This window comes from Desulfosarcina sp. (assembly GCF_055467485.1).
The window spans coordinates 45,512-65,346 of the sequence record NZ_JBUOIV010000018.1; the positions used below are offsets into that span (position 1 = coordinate 45,512).

A 19,835-nucleotide genomic window follows, 5' to 3' on the forward strand; every position below is an offset into this window, starting at 1 on the left:
ACCCTGGCATGCCGTGGATCTATTTCCGGGCGGCCTTCTCGCCGGCCGCCACAGCCTCCATGTTCAACGGAATCAGCTTGGGTTTTTTGCTGAACTCTTCCTTGATGCAGTTTTTCAGCGTTTCCATGGAAACGATACCGCTGCGGCTAACGAAAGCGGAAAGCGCCACGATGTTGGCGGCCTTGACGCTGCCCAGATCCTTGGCGATTTCTACCACCGGCACCCGCAGCTCATCCACATCGTCACGATTCGCCCCAAAAGCGATCAGCGAACTGTTGACGAAGATGATGCCGTCTTTTTTAACCGTTGGGGCAAATTTCTCGAGGGAGGGGCCATTCATCGCCACCAGGTGCAGCGGATTCTTGATGATCGGCGAACCGATGGGCCGGTCGCTGATCACCACCGTGCAATAGGCGGTTCCGCCCCTCATTTCGGGCCCGTAGGAAGGAACCCAGGCCACTTCGTAGCCCTCCTCCATGGCGGCATGCGCAAGAACCTTGCCGATCAACAGTATGCCCTGCCCACCGAACCCGGCGAACATAATTTCGCTCTGCATGGTGCCTCCTTCAATCACGTCCGACATTGCGGATCCATTGGTCACGACGGAACTTTGTAGTCCCCCGGTTGGTAGTATGCCAGCAGCGTCTTCTCGGTCCATTCCACCGCCTGAACCGGCGTCATACCCCAGTTGGTCGGACAGGTGCTGACCACCTCGACAAGGCTAAAGCATTTGTTCTCCAGCTGATAGGTAAATGCCTGTTTTATCGCTTTTTTCGCTTTTGTTATATACTTCGGCTTGATCACTGTCTGGCGGCTGATATAAGCCGGCGTCTGCAGAGCAGACAGCAGTTCGGCCATCTTGATGGGCATACCCACCTCTTGGACATTTCTGCCGAATGGCGATGTGCTGGTTCGCTGGTCCGGCATGGTGGTTGGCGCCATCTGGCCGCCGGTCATCCCGTAAATGGCGTTGTTGACGAAAATGGTGGTGAATTTCTCTCCCCGGTTGGCCGCATGGATGATCTCGCCCATGCCGATGCTGGCCAGGTCGCCGTCACCCTGGTAGGTGAACACCATCAGGTCGGGTCGCACCCGCTTGATGCCGGTGGCCATGGCCGGTGCACGGCCGTGGGCCGCCTCCTGAAAATCAAAATTGAAGTAGTTGTAGGCCAATACGGCACAGCCGACGGGGGCGACACCCACGGTGCGCCCCCGGATGCCCAGTTCATCGATGGTCTCAGCCACCAGTCGGTGGATCACGCCATGGGTGCACCCCGGGCAGTAGTGGGTGTGGGCATCGGAGAGGGCCTCCGGTTTCTTGAACGTCTTTCCCATTTTACCTATGCTCCTTGCTTGTGAGACTGAAATCCATTGGGGATTGTCAGTCGATCAGGCGATACGTTGCTTAACCACCTCGATGACCTCTTCAGGGGTGGGGATATCTCCGCCACACTTGCCGTACCAGCTGACCGGAACCCGTCCCATGACGCTGCGCTCCACATCCTCGACCATCTGGCCCATGCTCATTTCGATGCTCAGTACGTGCGTGCAAGACGGCTTCATGGATGCCTCGGCAACGGCCTGTGCCGGAAACGGAAAGACCGTTTGGGGGCGCACCATGCCCACGTCGATGCCTTCGGCCGCCAACATGTCGACGGCCGTACGGCACACCCGGCTCATGGTGCCGTAGCTGACGATGAGCGCCTGGTAGTCGCAGTCGGTATGGTACGATTCGGACATCACCTCTTCGGCACGCATGCGGTCATACTTGGCTTTCAGCGCCAGGTTGTTGTCGTTGAGTTGAACCGGGTCGAGAAAAAGGGACTTGACCAGATTGCGGGTGTTGGCCTTGCGGTGATCCATGCCGTTGGTGGCCCAGGCATCCTTGTTGGTGGGCGCCGTTTTCAAATGGTCGGGGAATTCCACCGGCTCCATCATCTGCCCGATGAGGCCGTCGCCCAGGATCATCACCGGGTTGCGGTATTTCTCAGCCAGGGGAAAGGCGTTCATGACCATTTCAACGGCCTCCTGAACGCTGGCCGGCGCCATCACCAGCAGGCGGCAGTCGCCGTGCCCGATCCCCTTGGTGGCCTGAAGATAGTCCGCCTGGGAGGGCAAAATACCTCCCAATCCCGGCCCGCCACGCATAATGTTAACGAAAACCGCCGGGCACTGGGCTGCGGCGATGTAGCTGATGGCTTCGCTCATGAGGCTGATCCCCGGACTGGAGGAGGTGGTAAAGACCCGTTCCCCGGCTGCGGCAGCCCCGAAAATCATGTAGCCCACCGCCACCTCGCTCTCCCCTTGCAGAAACACCCCCCCAACCTCCGGCATGCGCCGGACCAGATATTCGGCCACTTCGGACTGAGGGGTGATCGGATAGGCGAAGTAGTTCAGACAACCGGCCCGGATGGCTGCTTCACCGATGGCCTCGTTTCCCTTCATCAACACCTTTGCCATGGTACTCCTCCATTTACCGCCCTTAAGCGTTTGATTCTTCGGTTTTCTTGATGGTTATGGCCACATCCGGACACATGATGCAGCACATGGTGCAATGGATGCAATCCTCAGGACGCGCCTGAAATGCCGGGAAGTAGCCTTTCGCATTCACATCGGGAGATATTTCCAGAACATTTTTTGGGCATACGGTGATACACAGGCCGCAGCCTTTGCAGCGGTCCTTTTCGATGCTGTGTTGATACGCCATTGATAGCTGCTCCTTGTCACGGTGGAATCGTGTTCCATTGGAAGTGCGGCGATGCCGTGCCTGTGGACGGCCGACATGCCGGTGGTTGCCCTCGTGCCGCATCGGGACGATCAGGAGGCCTTTTCGGCGGGTTCAGCCGCCGGCTTCCCATGCACCCAACGCGTCAGCCCGCATCCAGGGCGGCACCAACTGCCGCCTAAGCGCGAGCACCGGGCAATGGATATCCTTTTTATCAAGCCGGGTCAACAGTGCCGCCGGCGTGGTGATAAACACCAGGGGGATATCGGCCGCCTCAGCCACGTCCTTCGAGAATGCGTAACCCGCCAGCACATCCGCTTCGGTGGTCTCTTCCATGAAGTTGGCGTTGCCGATGATACCCGTGATCGTCATCCTGGCCTTGGCCTCGATCGCTTTCCGCATTTTCAGGCAACCGCTTACCGTATCCGTGTAGGGACGATTGGGATTGATCACTTGAAGGACCTGCATAGATTGCCCTTCCATCGCATCGGCAAGCGCCGCCAGGACCGTCGCTCCCACGTCGTCCCCCCCCACATCCAGAACGGCCAGCCCGGACGGATGTCTCAGCATGCCGGACACCTCGGGAGCGAGGATGGGAAGGTCTGCCTGCATATACCGGGCGGGCGGCAGCACCACCTCAATGCCAAGGCGGCGCAGCGCTCGGCGGGCTTCCCGGGTCCTGAAATAGGGATTGACCAGATCCAGATCAGCCAACCGAACCGCAGTTCCTTTGGCATTCATGTGAACGGCAAGATTGATGGAGACCTCGGTTTTTCCGCTGCCGTATGCACCGACAATGATCACGATGCCGCTGAGTTCAAGTTCCAACTGACAATGGCCCTTTTGCTGATCGATGACCGCAGCGTCCGGCAGGTGGCTTGTGTGTACCAGAAGATATCGGGATCATGCGGTCTGTTTCGGGAGTCGAATGAAAAAGGAACTACATATTTTCAAAAACCGTTTGTGTCAAGGGATTTGGCCCTGCCTGTGGATTTCGCCTTTTACTGGCAGATGCGGTGTGCTAAAGGACATTGGACGCATGGAGTCGCTGTGAACCCTGTCCCAGCCAAGGATCGATCCAGATGACAGCCGTAAAGACCGGTCTCGACCTATTCTCCGAATCGCCCCCCGCGGCGCTGAAACACCAGCGTTTCGGATTGCTGTGCAATCCGGCATCGGTGGACAGCCGCTACACGCATGCCCGTGAACGGATTCGACGGGCCTTTCCGGGCCAGTTGAAAGCGCTGTATTCGCCCCAACACGGCTTTTACGCGGAAAGGCAGGACAATATGATCGAGTCCGCCGACCGGTCGGATCCGGTGACCGGCCTGCCGGTGTATTCCCTTTACGGAGACACCCGCATTCCCACGCGTTCCATGCTGGACCCGATCGACGTGATGCTGGTGGACCTGCAGGATGTGGGCACCCGGGTCTACACCTTTATGTACACCCTCTCCCACTGCATGGAGGCGGCCCGGCAATACGACAAGAAAATCATCGTCCTGGACCGTCCCAACCCGTTGGGCGGGCTTCGGGTGGAAGGGAACCTGCTCTCCCCGGACTGTTCATCTTTTGTGGGCCGCTACCCCATCCCCATGCGCCACGGCCTGACCATCGGCGAGCTGGCGATCCTGTTCAACACCCGCTTCGGCATCGGTTGCGACCTTGAGGTGGTTTCCATGCGGGGGTGGGAAAGAGCGATGACGTTCAGCCAGACTGGCCTGCCCTGGGTGGCACCGTCGCCCAATCTGCCGACACCGGCGTCGGCCATGGTCTATCCGGGCCAGGTGATCTGGGAAGGCACCAATATCTCGGAAGGCCGGGGAACCACCCTGCCCTTCGAGCTGTTCGGAGCACCGTTTTTAGCACCAGCTCGCCTGCTGGAGCATATTGACACAAACCTGATGATCGGCACTGTACTCAGGCCTGTTGAATTTGAGCCCACGTCCAACAAATGGGCCGGTCATCCGTGCAAGGGGTTTCAAATCCATGTCACCGACCCGGGCGTCTATTCACCCTATGCCCTCTCATTGGCACTCTATCAGGCCATATACCAGACCAGCCCGGACCACTTTGCCTACAAACAGCCGCCTTACGAGTACGAATACAAACGCCTGCCCATGGACTTGATTTTAGGTGACCGCCGGGTCCGTTCTCAGATCGAAGCCGGAACGCCGTTGACGGACATTCTTTCGGGCTGGGAAGCGCCGCTGTCGGCATACACGACGATGATCGAAACGATACATATCTACAAATAAAAGCCCCGAACGGCAGGCCGTTCGGGGCAGCATTTCCAATTTCGGGATGTGGGCGTGTTTATTTTTCGGTTTTCAGCGTCTCAATCTCTTTCTTGAGTTCGTCGATCTCTTTCTTGTACTTCTCGGCATCGTCATCGGCGGCGCCTTCATCAGCGGTATTGTCGTCTTTTTTCCAGGTATCCTTGAGTTCATCGAATCCCAGATAGAGCGCCAGACCACCACCGAGCAACAGCATCACCGGGATCGCCCCGGCCAGAAGTTGAAGAAATTCACCGAACCATACCGACAGGCCGATTAAGCCTAAGACTGCTGCCACTGCCCCACCAATTAACGTTTTCATAGAGAATCGTCCTCCTTCTTGAACCTTTTTGAGTTAGTCAGATAAAATGGCTTCATCGGTCCACCCACGCGCATGACGCTGCAATGGCTCGACGTGCTTGGCGATGATCTTCGTTTTCTCCGGCGGCTGCCGGATGCTTCGTAATTTTTGGAATATCAATGGGATTTCAATTAGATAGCAACTTGGTGGTGACGCTATCAAGTAATATGGCAATACCATAGAAGCCCGAGCAGCGCAAGCATATTTTTCTCCGGTGAATATGGCGTTGCAAAGGGTCAAGGCTTCTGTTATTTTTTCGCAATATCGTCAACGTCCATCCTTCTTGGAACCTTGCATTCTCAAATGATGAACAATCCCAAAAAGCACCCAGTTTCTTCAATTACGCTGAAGATTCACAAGTGGATCGACCGGCTGCTCAAGCATTCACACGACCACTATTTCTGTTACCTGCCGTCTCCCACCGGGATCGTTTCCGCTTTTTTTCTGAATCGCCTGTTCTCAGGGATATTCATGGGCGGCGAACAGGCGGACATCGTTAAAAACATCCCCGATGAGGCGATCATCGTCTATACGACCAAGTATAAGAGCCGCTTCGAATTTCTCTTTGCCCATACCCGGTATCGACAATTGCGTCTGCCGGTACCGATAGTGGCCTTTGACGCCGCCATCTATTTGTGGCAGCCGCTGTCGCGGATATTCCGCATCTGCCTCGCCAACCTGGACGAGCTGGTTCGGCGGCACCGGATCCAAAACCCTTATATCAGTGGTTACTATCAACGCGCCCTTCTCTCATCGGGTTGCGGATTGCTCTCACTGGTTGAAAAAAAAGGGTTCTATCGCCGGTTCATTAAGGAGAAGACCGATCCGCTGAGCTACCTGATCCAGATGCAAAAAGAGATCGACAAGCCCATCTACCTGGTTCCCCAGCTGATGTTTTTCGGCAAAAAGCCCCTGCCTGCCGTTCCCAGCCTGGTAGACACCTTTTTCGGCACGTCGCAACGTCCGGGAAAGATAAGAAAGATCGTCACCCTGATCCGATATCCCGGGAAAATTTTTGTTGAGCTTTCCCAGCCACTGAACCTGAGACAGTGGCTGAGCCAATCCGCACAACCGGACAAAAACGTCGATTACCATGCCCTTCAGCTGCGGCGCCACCTCCTCTTGCAGAACAACCGTCACCGCCAGAGTATCACCGGGCCGATCTTGAAATCCAGCGAAGAGCTGAAAGAATCCATCCTCACCAGCGACCGGATGGGAGCCTTCATCAAGAAACATGCGGCATCCCGGCAGGAACCGATCCATAAGATCCGCAAACAGGCCGATGGTTATCTGGACGAAATTGCCGCACGCTACAGCCCGACCGTGATCCGCATCATGTCATCGGTAGTGGGGTGGATCATCAACTCCATGTTCGACGGTGCCGTCATCGACAGAGCCGGCCTGGCCAAAGTCAAGGCCATCTCCAGAAAAGGGCCGCTGATTCTCATTCCCTGCCACAAGAGCCATATCGACTATCTGATTCTGTCCTACGTGCTTTACCATAACAACATGCCCTGCCCGCACATTGCCGCAGGCAAAAACCTCTCGTTCTGGCCACTGGGGCCTATTTTTCGCGGAGGAGGCGCCTTTTTTCTGAGGCGCACCTTCAAGGGCGCAGTGCTGTATGCCCGGGTCTTTTCCGCCTATATTCATAAACTCCTGGAAGAGGGCTTCCATATCGAACTGTTCATCGAAGGGGGCAGGAGCCGGACCGGCAAACTGCTCATTCCCAAGCTGGGGCTGATCTCCATTCTCTTGGATGCCTATCGCAATGGGGCCTGCGAGGATATGATCTTCGTTCCCGTTTATATCGGCTACGACCGGATCGTTGAAGAACACGCCTACGTTCACGAAGTGGAAGGCGGCAAAAAAGAAGACGAGAACCTCAGCCAGGTGATCCGTGCCCGGCGCTTTTTGAAAAAGCGTTACGGAAAAATCTATATCAATTTCAATGACCCCATCTCTACCCGTGAACTGTTGGCTGACGCCCCGGTGGCCCTGGACCGGATGACCCAAAAAGATATGAATGCGCTCTGCCGCAACCTGGGATGGCGGATCATCAACGCCATCGACAAGCAGACCGTGGTCACTCCTCATGGCCTGGTGGCCGCCGCCGCCTTGAACATTTCCAAGCCCCGCTTCACCCAGGAGGAACTGTTGGAAGCGGTGAATGCTTACCTGACGTTCGCCACCGCCCAGAACGCCAAGCTGGCCGACACGATTATTATCAACCCGGACGGTGCCATGGAATATGCCATCGACCGCTACCTGTCGCGCAAGCTGCTTGAAAAAGCGCCCGGAGACAAAGACCTGCCTGAAGATCAGGTCGACTTTTCGGTGAACATGGCCAAGCGATCACTGCTGGAGTTCTACAAAAACAACTGCATCTCCTATTTCGTGCCGGCGGCATTCACCGCCCTGGCCATCCTGAAAAAAGATGCTTTCCAGTTCAATGCCACCGAACTGCACAACGAGTACCATTTTTTCCAGGATTTCTTCAAATATGAGTTTGCCTTCGATCTGGATCGACCGCCGGTTCACTATGTGAGAAAAACCATCAAATCCTTTATCGATGACGCGATGCTCATGCCCCATCAGACCATACCAGACAGCTACCAGATCACATCCTCGGGCTACCGTAAATTAAAACTGTTTGCCGCCTTTTTGAAGCCTTATTTCCAATCCTACAAGGTGGTGCTCCACTTTTTGAGAACCAACCGCAAGGAAAAGATGGAGACCAAGGACAAACTCAAGAAAATCCAGGGCATTGGCCTCCAGATGATAAAAAACAAGGAGATCGAGCTGATCGAATCGGTCTCCAAGGTCAATTATGCCAACGGTCTGAACTATTTCTCCACCAACGGCATCAGGGATCATGAGAACGAGGCGGCCATCTCGCATTACGAAACGCTCATCCAGACCTACTTGAATCTGTTAGGCCCATGAAAGCGCTGATTCTGGCTGCCGGGTTTGGCACCCGGCTGGCCCCCCACTCCCAGGTCTTTCCAAAGGCCCTGTTCCCGGTTGCCGGCACCCCGGTATTGGGAAGAATGTTGGCCAGCTTGAAACGGGCCGGTTTCACCGCTGTTGCCGTAAACGCCCACCACCTGGCCGATCATATCCGATCCTATCTGGATAAAAACGACTTCGGTATGCCGGTAACCCTGAGCGTCGAACCGGAGATCTTGGGCACCGGTGGCGCCATCCGACAGCTGGCCGGCTTTTGGGACGACGATCCGTTCATGGTGATCAATGCGGATATCGTCACCGACATCGACTTAGCTGAGGTTTGTCGCTGCCACCGGATGGGCGGGGCTCGGGTAACGATGGTCCTGCATGACCGCCCCCCCTTCAACCAGGTGTGGGTGGACAAACAGAATCGAATCGCCGGCTTCGCGCGTTTTTCCGACCCGGCTAACCCTGGCCGCCATCGGAAAATGGCTTTTACCGGCATTCACGTCATGGACGCCGGCATCATCCGGCACATACCCAAAGACGGATTCAGCGACATCATTGCCGTCTACCGGCAAATGCTGGGAGAGGGCCTACCGATTCATGCCCATGTGGTCCACCATCATTACTGGCAGGACATGGGAAGCCCGGATCGCTACCGGGAGGCGGTGGTGGATGCCATGGCCCCGGGCGTATTTCAATCGTCCTTTCCCGGCTACCGGGGCGCCGCCATCCGTTGCCGGAAGCTGACTGGCGATGGCTCCGACCGCGGGTGGTTCCGCCTGACCGCCGGGCCATGCCGGCTGGTCCTGGCTGACCATGGCATCACCACCACTCTGCCGGGCAGCGAGGTCAACGCCTTCGTCAGGATCGGCGCCCACCTCCGCGCCTGCGGACTGCCGGTGCCACGCATACACGCCCATGACGGGTTCAGTGGACTGGTGTTCCTGGAAGATCTGGGTGACAACCACCTTCAGCAGGTGGTGCGACGAGCCCCGGACGGCAGCGGCATTGAAACGCTTTACCGGAAGATCATCGACACCCTCTTCGACCTGACGAAAAAGGCCGCAGACGGCTTCGACCCGGGCTGGACCTGCCAGAGTCCGGCCTACGACAGTGCGCTAGTGCGGGATAAGGAGTGCCGTTATTTCGTAGACGCCTTTTTAAACGGCTACCTGGAGTTGGGGGTGGACGATGAGGACCTGGCTACGGAATTCGACCACCTGGCCACGAGCGCTATCCGTCACGGCTTGACCGGGTTGATTCACCGGGACTTTCAATCCCGCAATGTAATGCTTAAAGACGGGCGACACTATCTCATCGACTTTCAGGGAGCGCGTATCGGCCCGATCCAGTACGACGTGGCTTCTCTGCTGATCGATCCCTATGCAGGATTGGCGCCGGACCTTCGACAACGGCTGTTGATGTATGCCGCCGAACAGGGGGAACGGCGTTTGAACTGCCCCCCGGACCGATTCATTCGGGGCTATCGCTACTGCGCCGTCACCCGGAATCTTCAGATGCTGGGGGCCTTTGGGTTCTTGAGCCGGGTCAAGCAAAAAGAGGCCTTCGCACGCTGGATCCCCGCAGCGGCAGGCATGCTGTCCGGCCACATCCATGACGCTGATCAAAAGGCCTTTCCCAAACTCACCGCCATTGCCAAAAAAATCGGTTTGGGATAACTGGGGTAATCGTCGCCGGGCCGATCAACTGCGATGCCCCATCAAAAAAAGGACGGAACACGATGAAACCAGTAAGAGTAATGATCAACGGCCTGCCGGGAAACGTCGCCTCGATCATCGCGGGCCATGCCTTGGATGATCCCCGACTCACCCTGATTCCCCACTCCCTCACCGGTCCGGAGATCCAAGCCGACCGCCACACCATCTCCGGGACGGTCTTCGAACTCATCCGGCCATCCGACCGCGACAAGAAAATCGATCGGCTGGTCGAGACGCACGGGGATTTCATCAGCGTGGATTTCACCCACCCCTCGGCCGTTAACGCCAACGCCGACTTTTACTGCAACCAGGGCCTGCCGTTTGTCATGGGCACCACCGGCGGCAATCGGGAGATGCTGATCCGCACCGTGGTCGATTCAACCGTCTGCGCAGTCATCGCACCCAACATGGCCAAGCAGATTGTCGGGTTTCAGGCCATGATGGAATACGCGGCCAGCACCTTTCCCGGTATTTTCAGCGGCTACTCGCTGACCGTCCGCGAAAGCCACCAGGCCGGCAAGGCGGATACCAGCGGCACGGCCAAGGCCATGGTCGCCTGTTTCAACCGCATGGGTGTTGACTTCTCGCCGGAAGCGATCGCCAAGGAACGGAACCCGGAAATACAACGCGCGCAATGGGGAATTCCCGAGGCTTATCTGTCCGGACATGGATGGCACACCTATCGGTTGACCTCTCCGGACAATACCGTTGTCTTTGAATTCCAGCACAACGTCAACGGCCGCGACATTTATGCGGAGGGCACCGTGGACGCCGTTTGTTATCTTGATCGAAGAATGAAGGCGGGCGAAACCGGCCGGGTGTTTAGCATGATCGATGTGCTCAAAACATGATGCCCGTCAAAGGGCGCCATTTCATAGCAATCCGGCATTGATGTAAATTTGAGGTAAAGTCGGCGGGAAAGTGGCCGATTATAATCCTGTGCGTCCAACCACCGGGAAACGCCCAACGCCGAATAACCGTGCAAACAATCAATGAAACCGGCAGGATCGGTCGCCCGAAAACACAATCAACCAATGGATGGGGGGAAAATGGACGTCAAGTACATCAATCCATTTATCAAGGCGGTTAAAAAACTGTTCAACACCATGATCGACGTGCCCTTCAAGCTGGGCACACCCAGCCTGAAGAAAGGCAACATACCGGAATATGAGATCAGCAGCATCATCGGCCTTTCCGGAACGGTGACCGGTTGCGTGGTGATCAACCTGTCCAAGGAAATTGCCCTTCAGCTGGTGTCGGCACTGATCGGTGAGGAGGTCAGCGAACTGGATGACGACTGCACCGACGCCATCGGCGAAATTGCCAACATGATCGCCGGCAATGCCAAGACCGATTTCCCCTCCGCCGGCACCTCCATCAGCGTGCCCAGCGTAGTGGTAGGCAAGCACAAGGTCTCCTATCCGTCCGGCCTGCCCATCATTGCCATCCCCTGCATCACCGACAGAGGCGAGCTGGTCATTGAAGTGGCGCTTAAAGAAAACAGCTGAACCACCCATCGGTTCCCCGGTCCGTTTTAACCCGTGCAAAGTACAGAACCCGGAGAAAAAAACATCCGCCCGGCCATGACAGCCCACGCGGATGTTTTATTTTAGGCCCTATCGAAGAAAAACGATCGGGGTAAATGAATCCACTCAATCATGCCCGGCGCCGCCATGTGAATGCCGGATATCGATCAAAAGAACAATATCCGGTCTTGGCCATGCATCGCCACGAGGCCTTCTTCTGACATCTGAAACCAGGCTGCAACACTCAGGGCCTATCCCAGTTGGATCAACTCACCCGCTTTTTCAAGTGCCTGGGGCAGATTCTGAGGCTGGGTGCCGCCGGCCTGGGCCATGTCCGGCCGACCGCCTCCGCCGCCACCCACCACGCCGGCAATCTGTTTGATCATGTCGCCCGCATGGAACCGGGGATTGAGGTCCTTGGTCACGACAACGATCAGCAGCGCCTTGCCATCGGTCTCACACCCCAGGACCACGATGCCAGAGCCGATGCGGTCCTTGAACCGGTCGGCCAGATCCCTCAGGGCGGACGGCTTGTCGACGGTCACCTGCTGGATGATCGCTTTAACCCCATTGATCTCGAGAATCTGATCACCGCTGCCGTCTGCCTGCATTTCGGCCAATCGGGTTTTGAGCCGCTCGGTTTCTTTTTCCCGGTTTTTCAGCAATATCATGGTCGACTCGACCCGTTGGACCACCGCTTCGGGTTTGTCTTTGACCAAGTGACTCAACTGCTGGAGAATCCGGCTGGTCTTTTGCACATGGTCCAGCGCTGCCCTGCCGGTGAGCGCCTCGATTCTTCTTACGCCTGATGCGACGCTCGCTTCGGAAATAATTTTGAACAATCCGATGTCGCCGGTGCGCCCGGTATGGGTGCCTCCGCAAAGCTCACGGCTGAAGGTGTCCAGGGCCACGACACGAACCCGGTCTCCGTATTTTTCCTCGAACAGGGCCGTGGCGCCGGATTGCATGGCATGGTCCATATCCATCTCATCGACAGTCACGGGAACGTTCTGCCGGATACGCTGGTTGACGAAGATTTCAATGCGCTCCAGCGCCTCGGAATCGATCTGGGAAAAATGGGTGAAGTCGAAGCGCAGCCGATCCGCCGCCACCATGGATCCGGCCTGCTTGACATGGTCCCCGAGTTCGTGCCGAAGGGCCGCATGAAGGATATGCGTGGCCGTGTGGTTAATGGCCACGGCGGCACGCCGGTCGCTATCCACGGTGAGCATGACGGTCTGGCCGTTTTCCAGGCGGCCGGATTGCACCTGCCCTTTGTGAATAATGATACCGGTGGGATCTTTGACGGTATCGGTGACCGTCATGGTCAGGCCGGGGGCCGTGATGGTCCCCTGATCGCCGACCTGGCCGCCGGCTTCTCCGTAAAAGGGCGTGACCGTGGTCACTACCTCCACCGCGGCTCCCGCATCGGCAGCATCGACCCCTTGGTTGTCCTGGACAATCAGCAGCACGCGTGCTTCGCAAGCCAGGGTGCCATACCCCACAAATTCAGGTTTTTCGCCCGAGGCGCTCAATTGGCGGTAGGCATCGGAAATGCCGGCAAAGGCGATCTTGGATCGGGACTGCCGGCGCTGTTCGTCCATGCGTTTTTCGAAACCGTCGGTGTCCAAAGCCATGCCCTCGTCTCTGACCACATCGCGCACGATATCCACGGGAAACCCGAACGTATCGTAAAGCTTGAAGATCAAGTCACCGGGAACCCGGGTGTCGCCCTTGGCCCGGATCTCCGCCAGGGAATCGTTTAACACCCGCAGTCCGTTGTCCAGCGTTTCCGAGAAACGGAGCTCTTCGTTTTCGATGACGTTGGTTATAAAGGCCGAGGCCGTCTTGAGGTCCGGGTAGGCCGGCACCATGATGTCAAACACCACCCGGGCGGTTTCGTGGAGAAACGGCTGGGTCAGGCCGATGTTGCGGCCATAGCGGATGGCCCGCCGCATGATCCGGCGCAGCACGTATCCCCTGCCCTCGTTGGACGGCAGCACGCCGTCGCCGATCAGAAAAGCCGCAGCCCGGCTGTGGTCGGCGATCACTTTCATGGCCACGTCGTCGGACTCGACCCGGCCGTATGATTTATTGGCCAGCGCTTCGGTGCGCTCGATGATGGGATAAATCAGATCGGTATCATAGTTGGTGTTAACATTCTGAACCACCGAGGCCATTCGCTCCAAGCCCAGGCCCGTATCGATGCTGGGCTTGGGCAGGGGCGTCATGGTGCCCGACGAATCGCGGTTGAACTGCATGAAGACCAGGTTCCAGATTTCCAGAAACCGGTCGCAGTCGCAGGCCACATCGCAGTCGGGCCGGCCACAACCGTGTTCCGCTCCCCGGTCCAGGTGAATCTCGCTGCAGGGACCGCAAGGACCGGTGTCACCCATGGCCCAGAAGTTTTCCTCCTCCCCCAGGCGTATCATCCGCGATTCGGGGATGCCGATACGTTGGTGCCACAGGTCGTATGCCTCGTCGTCATCCAGGTAGACCGACGCCCAGAGCTTTTCCGCCGGCAGCCCATATCCGTTGGTCAACAGATCCCAGGCGAAATCCACGGCCTTCTCCTTGAAATAGTCGCCAAAGGAGAAGTTGCCCAGCATCTCGAAAAAGGTGTGGTGCCGGGCCGTATAACCCACATTCTCAAGGTCGTTGTGTTTGCCACCTGCCCGGACACACTTTTGAGAGGTGGTCGCGCGGACATAGTCGCGCTTCTCCTCACCCAGAAACGTGCGTTTGAACTGCACCATTCCGGCATTGGTGAACAGCAGCGTCGGATCGTCCTGGGGAATCAGGGAAGAACTGCGAACCACCCGGTGGCCGTGTTTCTGAAAATAGTCGAGGTAAAGCTGTCGAATCTCGTTGCCGGTCATAACCGTCTCCTAAGGGATCCATCGCGGCACCCGGGCCATACGGTCTGGCCCGGCGGCTCAGCGTCTGTTTATTTGTCTGTTTTTTCGGTTTTCGATTCTGATTTGGGCTTCAGCAGGCCCACGGCCTCCCTTACCTTCACGTCCACGGTCTCGAAGAGGTCGGGGTTCTCCTGGAAAAATTTTTTCACGTTTTCGCGCCCCTGGCCGATGCGCTCGCCATTGTAGGAATACCAGGAACCGCTTTTGTCGATGATGCCGGCGTTGACGCCCACATCCAGCAAGTCGCCGGATCGCGAGATCCCCTCGCCGTACATGATGTCGAACTCCGCCTCTTTAAACGGCGGGGCCATTTTGTTTTTGACCACCTTCACCCGGGTTCGGTTCCCCACGACATCCTGTCCGTCCTTGATGGCGCCGATGCGACGGATGTCCAGCCTAACGGAGGAATAGAATTTCAGCGCATTGCCGCCGGTGGTGGTCTCCGGGTTGCCGAACATCACGCCGATCTTCATGCGGATCTGGTTGATGAAGACCACCGAAGTCATGGTCTTTCCGATGGTCCCGGTCAGTTTCCGCAACGCCTGGGACATGAGGCGGGCCTGCAGTCCCATGTGCGAATCACCCATCTCTCCCTCGATCTCCGCCCGGGGCACCAGGGCGGCCACACTGTCGATCACCATCACGTCGATGGCGCCGCTGCGCACCAGCATATCGGCGATTTCCAGGGCCTGCTCACCGGTGTCGGGCTGGGAGACCAGCAGTTCATCGCAGTTTACGCCGAGTTTGCGGGCATAGACGGTGTCCAGGGCATGTTCGGCGTCGATAAAGGCGGCGATGCCACCCTGTTTTTGCGCGTTGGCCACGGCATGAAGGGCCAGGGTCGTCTTTCCCGATGACTCGGGACCGAAGATTTCGATCACGCGGCCGCGGGGCAGTCCGCCGATGCCCAGGGCCCGGTCCAGTTCGATGGATCCGCTGGAGATCACGGGAATATCGACGACGGGGCGCGCCCCCAGTTTCATGATGGCGCCCTTACCGAACTGGCGCTCGATCTGTCCCATGGCGGAATCTACCGCCTTGGTTTTATCAGCTGAAATGGCCATGCAATCCTCCCAGGTTGGTAACAGGGTGAAAAAAACATTTATGAACACCGCCCGCACGATTTTGCCGGCAGGCCCGTTAGACGATTCTCGGTTTGCTCAACGCTGTGTGTCGATCCGCCGGATCGATACGGTTTTCCTGAACAGCCAGGTTTTTATACCGCCAGGGGCGATGTGTGCAGCAGGGTGTATTCTGGCCCTGTCGGTTTAAGCATGCTTTTAAAGAGCATCAGCCGATCCACCCGGAAAAATTCTGAGGTAACCGCTTTCAGGGGTTCCAGGGCGGCGCCGATCAATTGCGCATCGATCCGCCTGCGGATCCGGCCGATGGTCAAGTGTCCGGCAAAACCACGGGATTCCCTTTCGAACCCCACCGATTCCAAGCCGGATTCAAGGGTTGCCTGAACCGCTTTCAACCGGTCGAGATCACCCGCCAGTCCAACCCAGAGCACCCGTGCGCGGCGCAGATTCGGGAAAACACCCACCCCTTTTGCGGTCAGCGAGAAAGCAGTTGTCATGCCGGCGGCGGCGTCCATCCGGGCGGCAATTTCAGTTACCCGCGACGGCTCGACATCCCCAAGAAACTTCAGGGTCAAATGAATGTTCTTCCCCGCCACCCAGCGGATATTGCTTACGGGCAGCTGGAGTCGCGCCTGAATCTTCATCAAAAAAGCCGCCACCGCCTCGGGAATCGGCGCGGCCACAAAGGCGCGGACGGTCTGTGGCATGGTGGCTCCTTTGTATCCCGTTGTCCGGCATGGAAGGCCGCCAACGTGAAAATCAGGCCGCAGGAAGGGTAAACTGGGGCGTGCCCAATTCAAATGTACCCGCTGCAATCCACTGTTTCAGCGTGTCGGCAATCTGTCGGGCCTTCACCATGCTGGAGAGCGGAACGGTCGGCACCTTCTTCCCCTTGACGGTGATTACCCCGCTTTTAAGCTCGGCATAGCTGACCTGTCCGAGATTGCTTGATTTACCCGCGGGGTAGTCGTTGCCGTAGTCCACAATCTGGGTGAACAGCTCAGCGTCCGAAACCGCTGTGAATCCGGCCATCTCCTCGTCCAGTATCGGGATGGGGACACCCAGTCCCACCGCCAACGAGCACCCGTAACCCTGGATGCTGACGCCGACCAGCCAGTCCGGGCTCATCTGTTGCAGGTCTCCCATCACCCACAGGGTGCCTGCCGGGGACAACGGTGTGCCATTGGTGGCCCGCTTGACCCCGGGCCGGTGCTGGGTGCCGTGCCAGGTGACATAGCCGACGCCGCCTCCCAGAAAAATACGTGTACCCAGCCCGATGGTCCGGTAAAAGGGGTCGTTGAACAGCGGGCTCAACTGGCCGGCCGAGCAGTAGTTGGCGTTGCCGGCCCTGGGTTTAAGCGCCCCCATGTAGGTGTAGACGGTTTTGTTGGTAAGATTCACCGCGCAGTTGTAGTTCTGATAGGCATTCCTGGGGTTGCACAGCGTAGCCTGGGGTAACGATTTGAGCGAAACGAGCTTCTCATATTCCCGGCTGGGATAGCAGTCCGTTCCGTAGGCGGTGGCCTTGATATGCATCTTCTTGCCCGCCACCAGGTCCTGGATGACGTGGCCGCCGCCGTAAAGAAATTCACCGGGATAGACCTTGTTCAGTGGATCGTCTTCACACGGCTCGGTAGCCCCGATATAGCAGTCCACCGCGGCGATGCCCCCGTATGCGGGCACATTGTTGATCCACACCTTGGCCGCTTTGGTGCCGGGTGTCGAGTGTCCGAAATTGATGAATGCGCCCGACGAGCACATGGGAGCGAAGGTCCCCGTGGTCACCACGTCCACCTGTTGGGCAGCCTCGATCGGACCCTTGTCCGCGACGATGTCGATCATCTCTTCGGCCGTGACGACAACCACGTCGCCGGCCCGGATTTTATCGTTGATCTGTTGAACCGTTTTCTGAACCTTAAAGCGTGCCATGCCGCCGCCTGCTCCTATCGGGGTCCCGCGTCATCGATTTTGGCGCTGATGTTGTTTGTGATCCATTCGCCGTCCCACCACTCCACCGGATTGACATAGGTCTGGTGAATCAGGGTGCCGTAGTGCAGGTGGTCGCCGCCCGCCAGGCCCGTCAGGCCGGTTTTGCCGATGGGATCACCCTTGTTGACCATCTGCCCGACGGCGACATCGATATGACTCAAATGCGAGTAGAGGGTGAACAGCCCGAACCCGTGGTCGAGAATGATGGTGTTGCCATAGATGCCCTGGTCTCCCGTGAATGCCACTTTCCCGCGGTTTGCCGCCGGTACCGGGGAATGCGCCGTAGACGCCAGGTCGATCCCCATGTGCACCTGGCGGTCGATCACTTTGCCTCCGTAGAAATAGGTGCGGTGGTCGGCGAAACGGGCACGGTTGGCAGATCGGGGAAGCCGCAAAAAAGGCCCGTCCCAGAGGATTTCCTTTTCCGACTGCTGGGTGATTCGGTATATCGCCTCGGTATCCTGGCGCCGCAGTTCACGGTTGACCTTCAGGAAAAGATCGGCCCGGCTGCCGCCCGATGATTCGGGAAAGTAGCGTTCGAAATCGGGCATTTTTTCATTAAAAAAGGCGTCGGACAGATTGATCGCGTCCTTTCTGAAGGACCGGGTATTGATGTGATACACCAGGCCGGCCGTCGCCCGGTTGCCGGCAAAGTCTTCAGCAGCAACGGCCAGACGCGTTTCCTTGCCTTGTTGATAATCCAGGGCGAAGAAGGCCATGTAGACGGACGGGTCCTTGAAATAACCGGCATATCCGGGGAAAAACAGATCGCCCACGCTCACCCCGCTGACCGGGCAGTCTTCCGACAGCCGGTATATCGCCGCCCCACTGCCGCCCTGATTGATATTGTGGGAGCGGCTGATCAACTCGATCGACGGCGCCTTGGTGTCGATCTGGATCTCCTTTTCCAGGTAAACCCGGTTGCCTTTCCCCCATTTGCGCAGCGAATAATCCCAGGCCACGACGCGGATGACGCCCTTTCCGTCGGCAAGCCCCATGGACTGGGGGGAGACCGGCGCTTTCACCTGCACCGACTTTTCCTTGCCGCCAGCAAAAAAACCGGCTGAAGGAAAGGTTCGCTGCAGGATCTCCACCTCCCGGCCCTCGACCAGCAGGCCCATCCAGACTTTGCGGATACCGCTTCCGGTGTCATCGACATGGATGGTAACGGTCCGCGTGGCGCCGATAAAAGGCGACTCGAGTTCGATTTCCAGTGCGGGCGCCGATCCTTCCATCCGGATGATGGCCAGCCATACGGCGGGAACACTGATCAGCAGCGCAACAGTCACCACCAGGATCGGTCTGAGCGAGCTTGCTTTTTTATTCAACGGATGCTTTCCTTTCGGCGCGGTACTTTAGCCGTCTATTGAATTGGGGACAATACCAGTTAAGCCACCGGTAATCAAGGCAAAGTTTTTCGCATCTTGACTTTTTAACATCCCGAGGATACATAATAAAACATGATTCCAATTCTCTTGAAAGATGACACTGAATGAAAACGGACAGTCCTTTTTTCCTGGTCAGCGGGCCGTGCGTCATCGAAGACGAGGCCGTCACCCTGCGCATCGCCGACCGGCTCAAAGTGCTGACGGACAATCTCGGCATTCCATTTACCTTCAAGGCCTCCTATGACAAGGCCAACCGGACCGCCATCACCTCTTTCCGGGGGCCGGGCATTCAGGATGGCCTGCGCGTACTGGCCAAGGTCAAAGAAACCCTTGGTGTGCCGATCCTCTCCGACGTCCATCGCATCAGCGAAGTTGCGGCGGCCGCCCAGGTGCTCGATGTCATCCAGATCCCGGCCTTTCTTTGCCGCCAGACCGACCTGCTCCTGGCGGTCGCAAAAACTGGAAAACCGGTGAATGTCAAGAAAGGCCAGTTCCTGGCCCCTTGGGATATGGTCAATATCGTCGAAAAGATTCGTTCGGTATCCAGCATCCAACCCATGATCACCGAGCGTGGCGTCATGTTCGGATACAACAACCTGGTCGTGGATTTCAGGGGGATCCAGATCATGCAGCAAACCGGTTGTCCGGTTGTATTCGACGCCACCCACAGTGTTCAATTGCCCGGCGGCGCGGGAACCCATTCCGGCGGCCAGCGTGAGTTTGCCCCGGTACTGGCCCGGGCAGCCATGGCGGCCGGTGCCGACGGTGTTTTCCTGGAAGTCCATGAAGACCCGGACAACGCCCTTTGCGACGGCCCCAATTCACTCCCTCTGGACCAGTTGCCCGCTCTGCTGGTCCAGCTTAAAGCCATCAAAGCCGCCCTGGCCGCCTGACATC

General features: G+C 57.6%; 17 protein-coding genes. 6 read left to right on the forward strand and 11 right to left on the reverse strand.

Annotated elements, in window-relative coordinates; translation table 11 throughout:
* Positions 1 to 19 precede the first annotated feature (19 nt).
* The 5 genes from ACZCED_RS10810 to ACZCED_RS10830 all read right to left on the reverse strand — a co-directional run bounded on the left by ACZCED_RS10810 (position 20) and on the right by ACZCED_RS10830 (position 3,553).
* Positions 20 to 556, reverse strand: coding sequence for a 2-oxoacid:acceptor oxidoreductase family protein (locus ACZCED_RS10810; RefSeq protein WP_464860770.1), 537 nt, complete (start codon positions 554 to 556; stop codon positions 20 to 22).
* 41 nt (positions 557 to 597) lie between these two features.
* The gene (locus ACZCED_RS10815) at positions 598 to 1,335 is read right to left on the reverse strand and encodes a thiamine pyrophosphate-dependent enzyme (RefSeq protein WP_462971654.1); all 738 of its coding nucleotides are present in this window, start codon (positions 1,333 to 1,335) and stop codon (positions 598 to 600) included.
* A gap of 54 nt (positions 1,336 to 1,389) precedes the next feature.
* On the reverse strand, positions 1,390 to 2,460 hold the full coding sequence (gene vorB, locus ACZCED_RS10820) for a 3-methyl-2-oxobutanoate dehydrogenase subunit VorB (protein WP_462971655.1): 1,071 nt from the start codon (positions 2,458 to 2,460) through the stop codon (positions 1,390 to 1,392).
* A gap of 22 nt (positions 2,461 to 2,482) precedes the next feature.
* Positions 2,483 to 2,707 (reverse strand): 4Fe-4S dicluster domain-containing protein, encoded by a 225-nt coding sequence (locus tag ACZCED_RS10825; protein ID WP_462971656.1) that lies wholly within the window; start codon positions 2,705 to 2,707, stop codon positions 2,483 to 2,485.
* A gap of 132 nt (positions 2,708 to 2,839) precedes the next feature.
* On the reverse strand, positions 2,840 to 3,553 hold the full coding sequence (locus ACZCED_RS10830; RefSeq protein ID WP_464860771.1) for a cobalamin biosynthesis protein CbiA: 714 nt from the start codon (positions 3,551 to 3,553) through the stop codon (positions 2,840 to 2,842).
* A 254-nt stretch (positions 3,554 to 3,807) separates the two neighbouring features.
* On the opposite strand from ACZCED_RS10830, the gene ACZCED_RS10835 reads away from it, so the two are divergent.
* On the forward strand, positions 3,808 to 4,983 hold the full coding sequence (locus ACZCED_RS10835; RefSeq protein WP_462971658.1) for an exo-beta-N-acetylmuramidase NamZ family protein: 1,176 nt from the start codon (positions 3,808 to 3,810) through the stop codon (positions 4,981 to 4,983).
* Positions 4,984 to 5,041: 58 nt separating this feature from the next.
* On the opposite strand, the gene ACZCED_RS10840 is transcribed toward ACZCED_RS10835, so the two are convergent.
* The gene (locus ACZCED_RS10840; RefSeq protein ID WP_462971659.1) at positions 5,042 to 5,323 is read right to left on the reverse strand and encodes a hypothetical protein; all 282 of its coding nucleotides are present in this window, start codon (positions 5,321 to 5,323) and stop codon (positions 5,042 to 5,044) included.
* Positions 5,324 to 5,665: 342 nt separating this feature from the next.
* Here ACZCED_RS10840 and ACZCED_RS10845 point away from each other — a divergent pair, with 342 nt between their 5' ends.
* The 4 genes from ACZCED_RS10845 (at position 5,666) to ACZCED_RS10860 (ending at position 11,543) form a co-directional block, all read left to right on the forward strand.
* Complete coding sequence (locus ACZCED_RS10845; protein ID WP_462971660.1) at positions 5,666 to 8,308, forward strand: 1-acyl-sn-glycerol-3-phosphate acyltransferase; 2,643 nt, start codon at positions 5,666 to 5,668, stop codon at positions 8,306 to 8,308.
* Positions 8,305 to 9,996: a sugar phosphate nucleotidyltransferase gene (locus ACZCED_RS10850; protein WP_464860772.1), complete on the forward strand. Its 1,692-nt coding sequence runs from the start codon at positions 8,305 to 8,307 to the stop codon at positions 9,994 to 9,996. The genes ACZCED_RS10845 and ACZCED_RS10850 overlap by 4 nt, the downstream gene beginning before the upstream one ends.
* A 62-nt stretch (positions 9,997 to 10,058) precedes the next feature.
* Positions 10,059 to 10,886 (forward strand): dihydrodipicolinate reductase, encoded by an 828-nt coding sequence (gene dapB, locus ACZCED_RS10855; protein WP_462971662.1) that lies wholly within the window; start codon positions 10,059 to 10,061, stop codon positions 10,884 to 10,886.
* Positions 10,887 to 11,084: 198 nt separating this feature from the next.
* Positions 11,085 to 11,543 (forward strand): chemotaxis protein CheX, encoded by a 459-nt coding sequence (locus ACZCED_RS10860; protein ID WP_462971663.1) that lies wholly within the window; start codon positions 11,085 to 11,087, stop codon positions 11,541 to 11,543.
* A gap of 269 nt (positions 11,544 to 11,812) precedes the next feature.
* Here the strand turns inward: ACZCED_RS10860 and alaS are convergent, their stop codons facing one another.
* The 5 genes from alaS to ACZCED_RS10885 form a co-directional block, all read right to left on the reverse strand.
* Positions 11,813 to 14,440: an alanine--tRNA ligase gene (alaS, locus tag ACZCED_RS10865; RefSeq protein WP_462971664.1), complete on the reverse strand. Its 2,628-nt coding sequence runs from the start codon at positions 14,438 to 14,440 to the stop codon at positions 11,813 to 11,815.
* A gap of 68 nt (positions 14,441 to 14,508) precedes the next feature.
* The gene (recA, locus tag ACZCED_RS10870) at positions 14,509 to 15,543 is read right to left on the reverse strand and encodes a recombinase RecA (protein WP_464860773.1); all 1,035 of its coding nucleotides are present in this window, start codon (positions 15,541 to 15,543) and stop codon (positions 14,509 to 14,511) included.
* Positions 15,544 to 15,695: 152 nt separating this feature from the next.
* Positions 15,696 to 16,268, reverse strand: coding sequence for an RNA 2',3'-cyclic phosphodiesterase (gene thpR, locus ACZCED_RS10875; protein ID WP_462970723.1), 573 nt, complete (start codon positions 16,266 to 16,268; stop codon positions 15,696 to 15,698).
* A gap of 52 nt (positions 16,269 to 16,320) precedes the next feature.
* A complete protein-coding gene (locus ACZCED_RS10880) occupies positions 16,321 to 17,490 on the reverse strand; it encodes a homocysteine biosynthesis protein (protein WP_462970722.1) in 1,170 nt (389 codons plus the stop codon).
* A 14-nt stretch (positions 17,491 to 17,504) separates the two neighbouring features.
* Entirely contained in the window at positions 17,505 to 18,878 is a 1,374-nt protein-coding gene (locus ACZCED_RS10885) for a M23 family metallopeptidase (RefSeq protein ID WP_462970721.1), read from the reverse strand.
* 164 nt (positions 18,879 to 19,042) lie between these two features.
* Between ACZCED_RS10885 and kdsA the strand changes: the two genes are divergently transcribed.
* On the forward strand, positions 19,043 to 19,831 hold the full coding sequence (gene kdsA, locus ACZCED_RS10890; RefSeq protein WP_462970720.1) for a 3-deoxy-8-phosphooctulonate synthase: 789 nt from the start codon (positions 19,043 to 19,045) through the stop codon (positions 19,829 to 19,831).
* Positions 19,832 to 19,835 lie beyond the last annotated feature (4 nt).

Excerpts from the sequence above, each read along its gene's own strand:
- ACZCED_RS10810 (WP_464860770.1), bottom strand. The coding sequence starts at position 556 with ATGCAGAGCGAAATTATGTTCGCCGGGTTCGGTGGGCAGGGCATACTG.
- ACZCED_RS10815 (WP_462971654.1), bottom strand. The coding sequence starts at position 1,335 with ATGGGAAAGACGTTCAAGAAACCGGAGGCCCTCTCCGATGCCCACACC.
- vorB (WP_462971655.1), bottom strand. The coding sequence starts at position 2,460 with ATGGCAAAGGTGTTGATGAAGGGAAACGAGGCCATCGGTGAAGCAGCC.
- ACZCED_RS10825 (WP_462971656.1), bottom strand. The coding sequence starts at position 2,707 with ATGGCGTATCAACACAGCATCGAAAAGGACCGCTGCAAAGGCTGCGGC.
- ACZCED_RS10835 (WP_462971658.1), top strand. The coding sequence starts at position 3,808 with ATGACAGCCGTAAAGACCGGTCTCGACCTATTCTCCGAATCGCCCCCC.
- ACZCED_RS10840 (WP_462971659.1), bottom strand. The coding sequence starts at position 5,323 with ATGAAAACGTTAATTGGTGGGGCAGTGGCAGCAGTCTTAGGCTTAATC.
- ACZCED_RS10845 (WP_462971660.1), top strand. The coding sequence starts at position 5,666 with ATGATGAACAATCCCAAAAAGCACCCAGTTTCTTCAATTACGCTGAAG.
- ACZCED_RS10850 (WP_464860772.1), top strand. The coding sequence starts at position 8,305 with ATGAAAGCGCTGATTCTGGCTGCCGGGTTTGGCACCCGGCTGGCCCCC.
- dapB (WP_462971662.1), top strand. The coding sequence starts at position 10,059 with ATGAAACCAGTAAGAGTAATGATCAACGGCCTGCCGGGAAACGTCGCC.
- ACZCED_RS10860 (WP_462971663.1), top strand. The coding sequence starts at position 11,085 with ATGGACGTCAAGTACATCAATCCATTTATCAAGGCGGTTAAAAAACTG.
- alaS (WP_462971664.1), bottom strand. The coding sequence starts at position 14,440 with ATGACCGGCAACGAGATTCGACAGCTTTACCTCGACTATTTTCAGAAA.
- recA (WP_464860773.1), bottom strand. The coding sequence starts at position 15,543 with ATGGCCATTTCAGCTGATAAAACCAAGGCGGTAGATTCCGCCATGGGA.
- thpR (WP_462970723.1), bottom strand. The coding sequence starts at position 16,268 with ATGCCACAGACCGTCCGCGCCTTTGTGGCCGCGCCGATTCCCGAGGCG.
- ACZCED_RS10880 (WP_462970722.1), bottom strand. The coding sequence starts at position 17,490 with ATGGCACGCTTTAAGGTTCAGAAAACGGTTCAACAGATCAACGATAAA.
- kdsA (WP_462970720.1), top strand. The coding sequence starts at position 19,043 with ATGAAAACGGACAGTCCTTTTTTCCTGGTCAGCGGGCCGTGCGTCATC.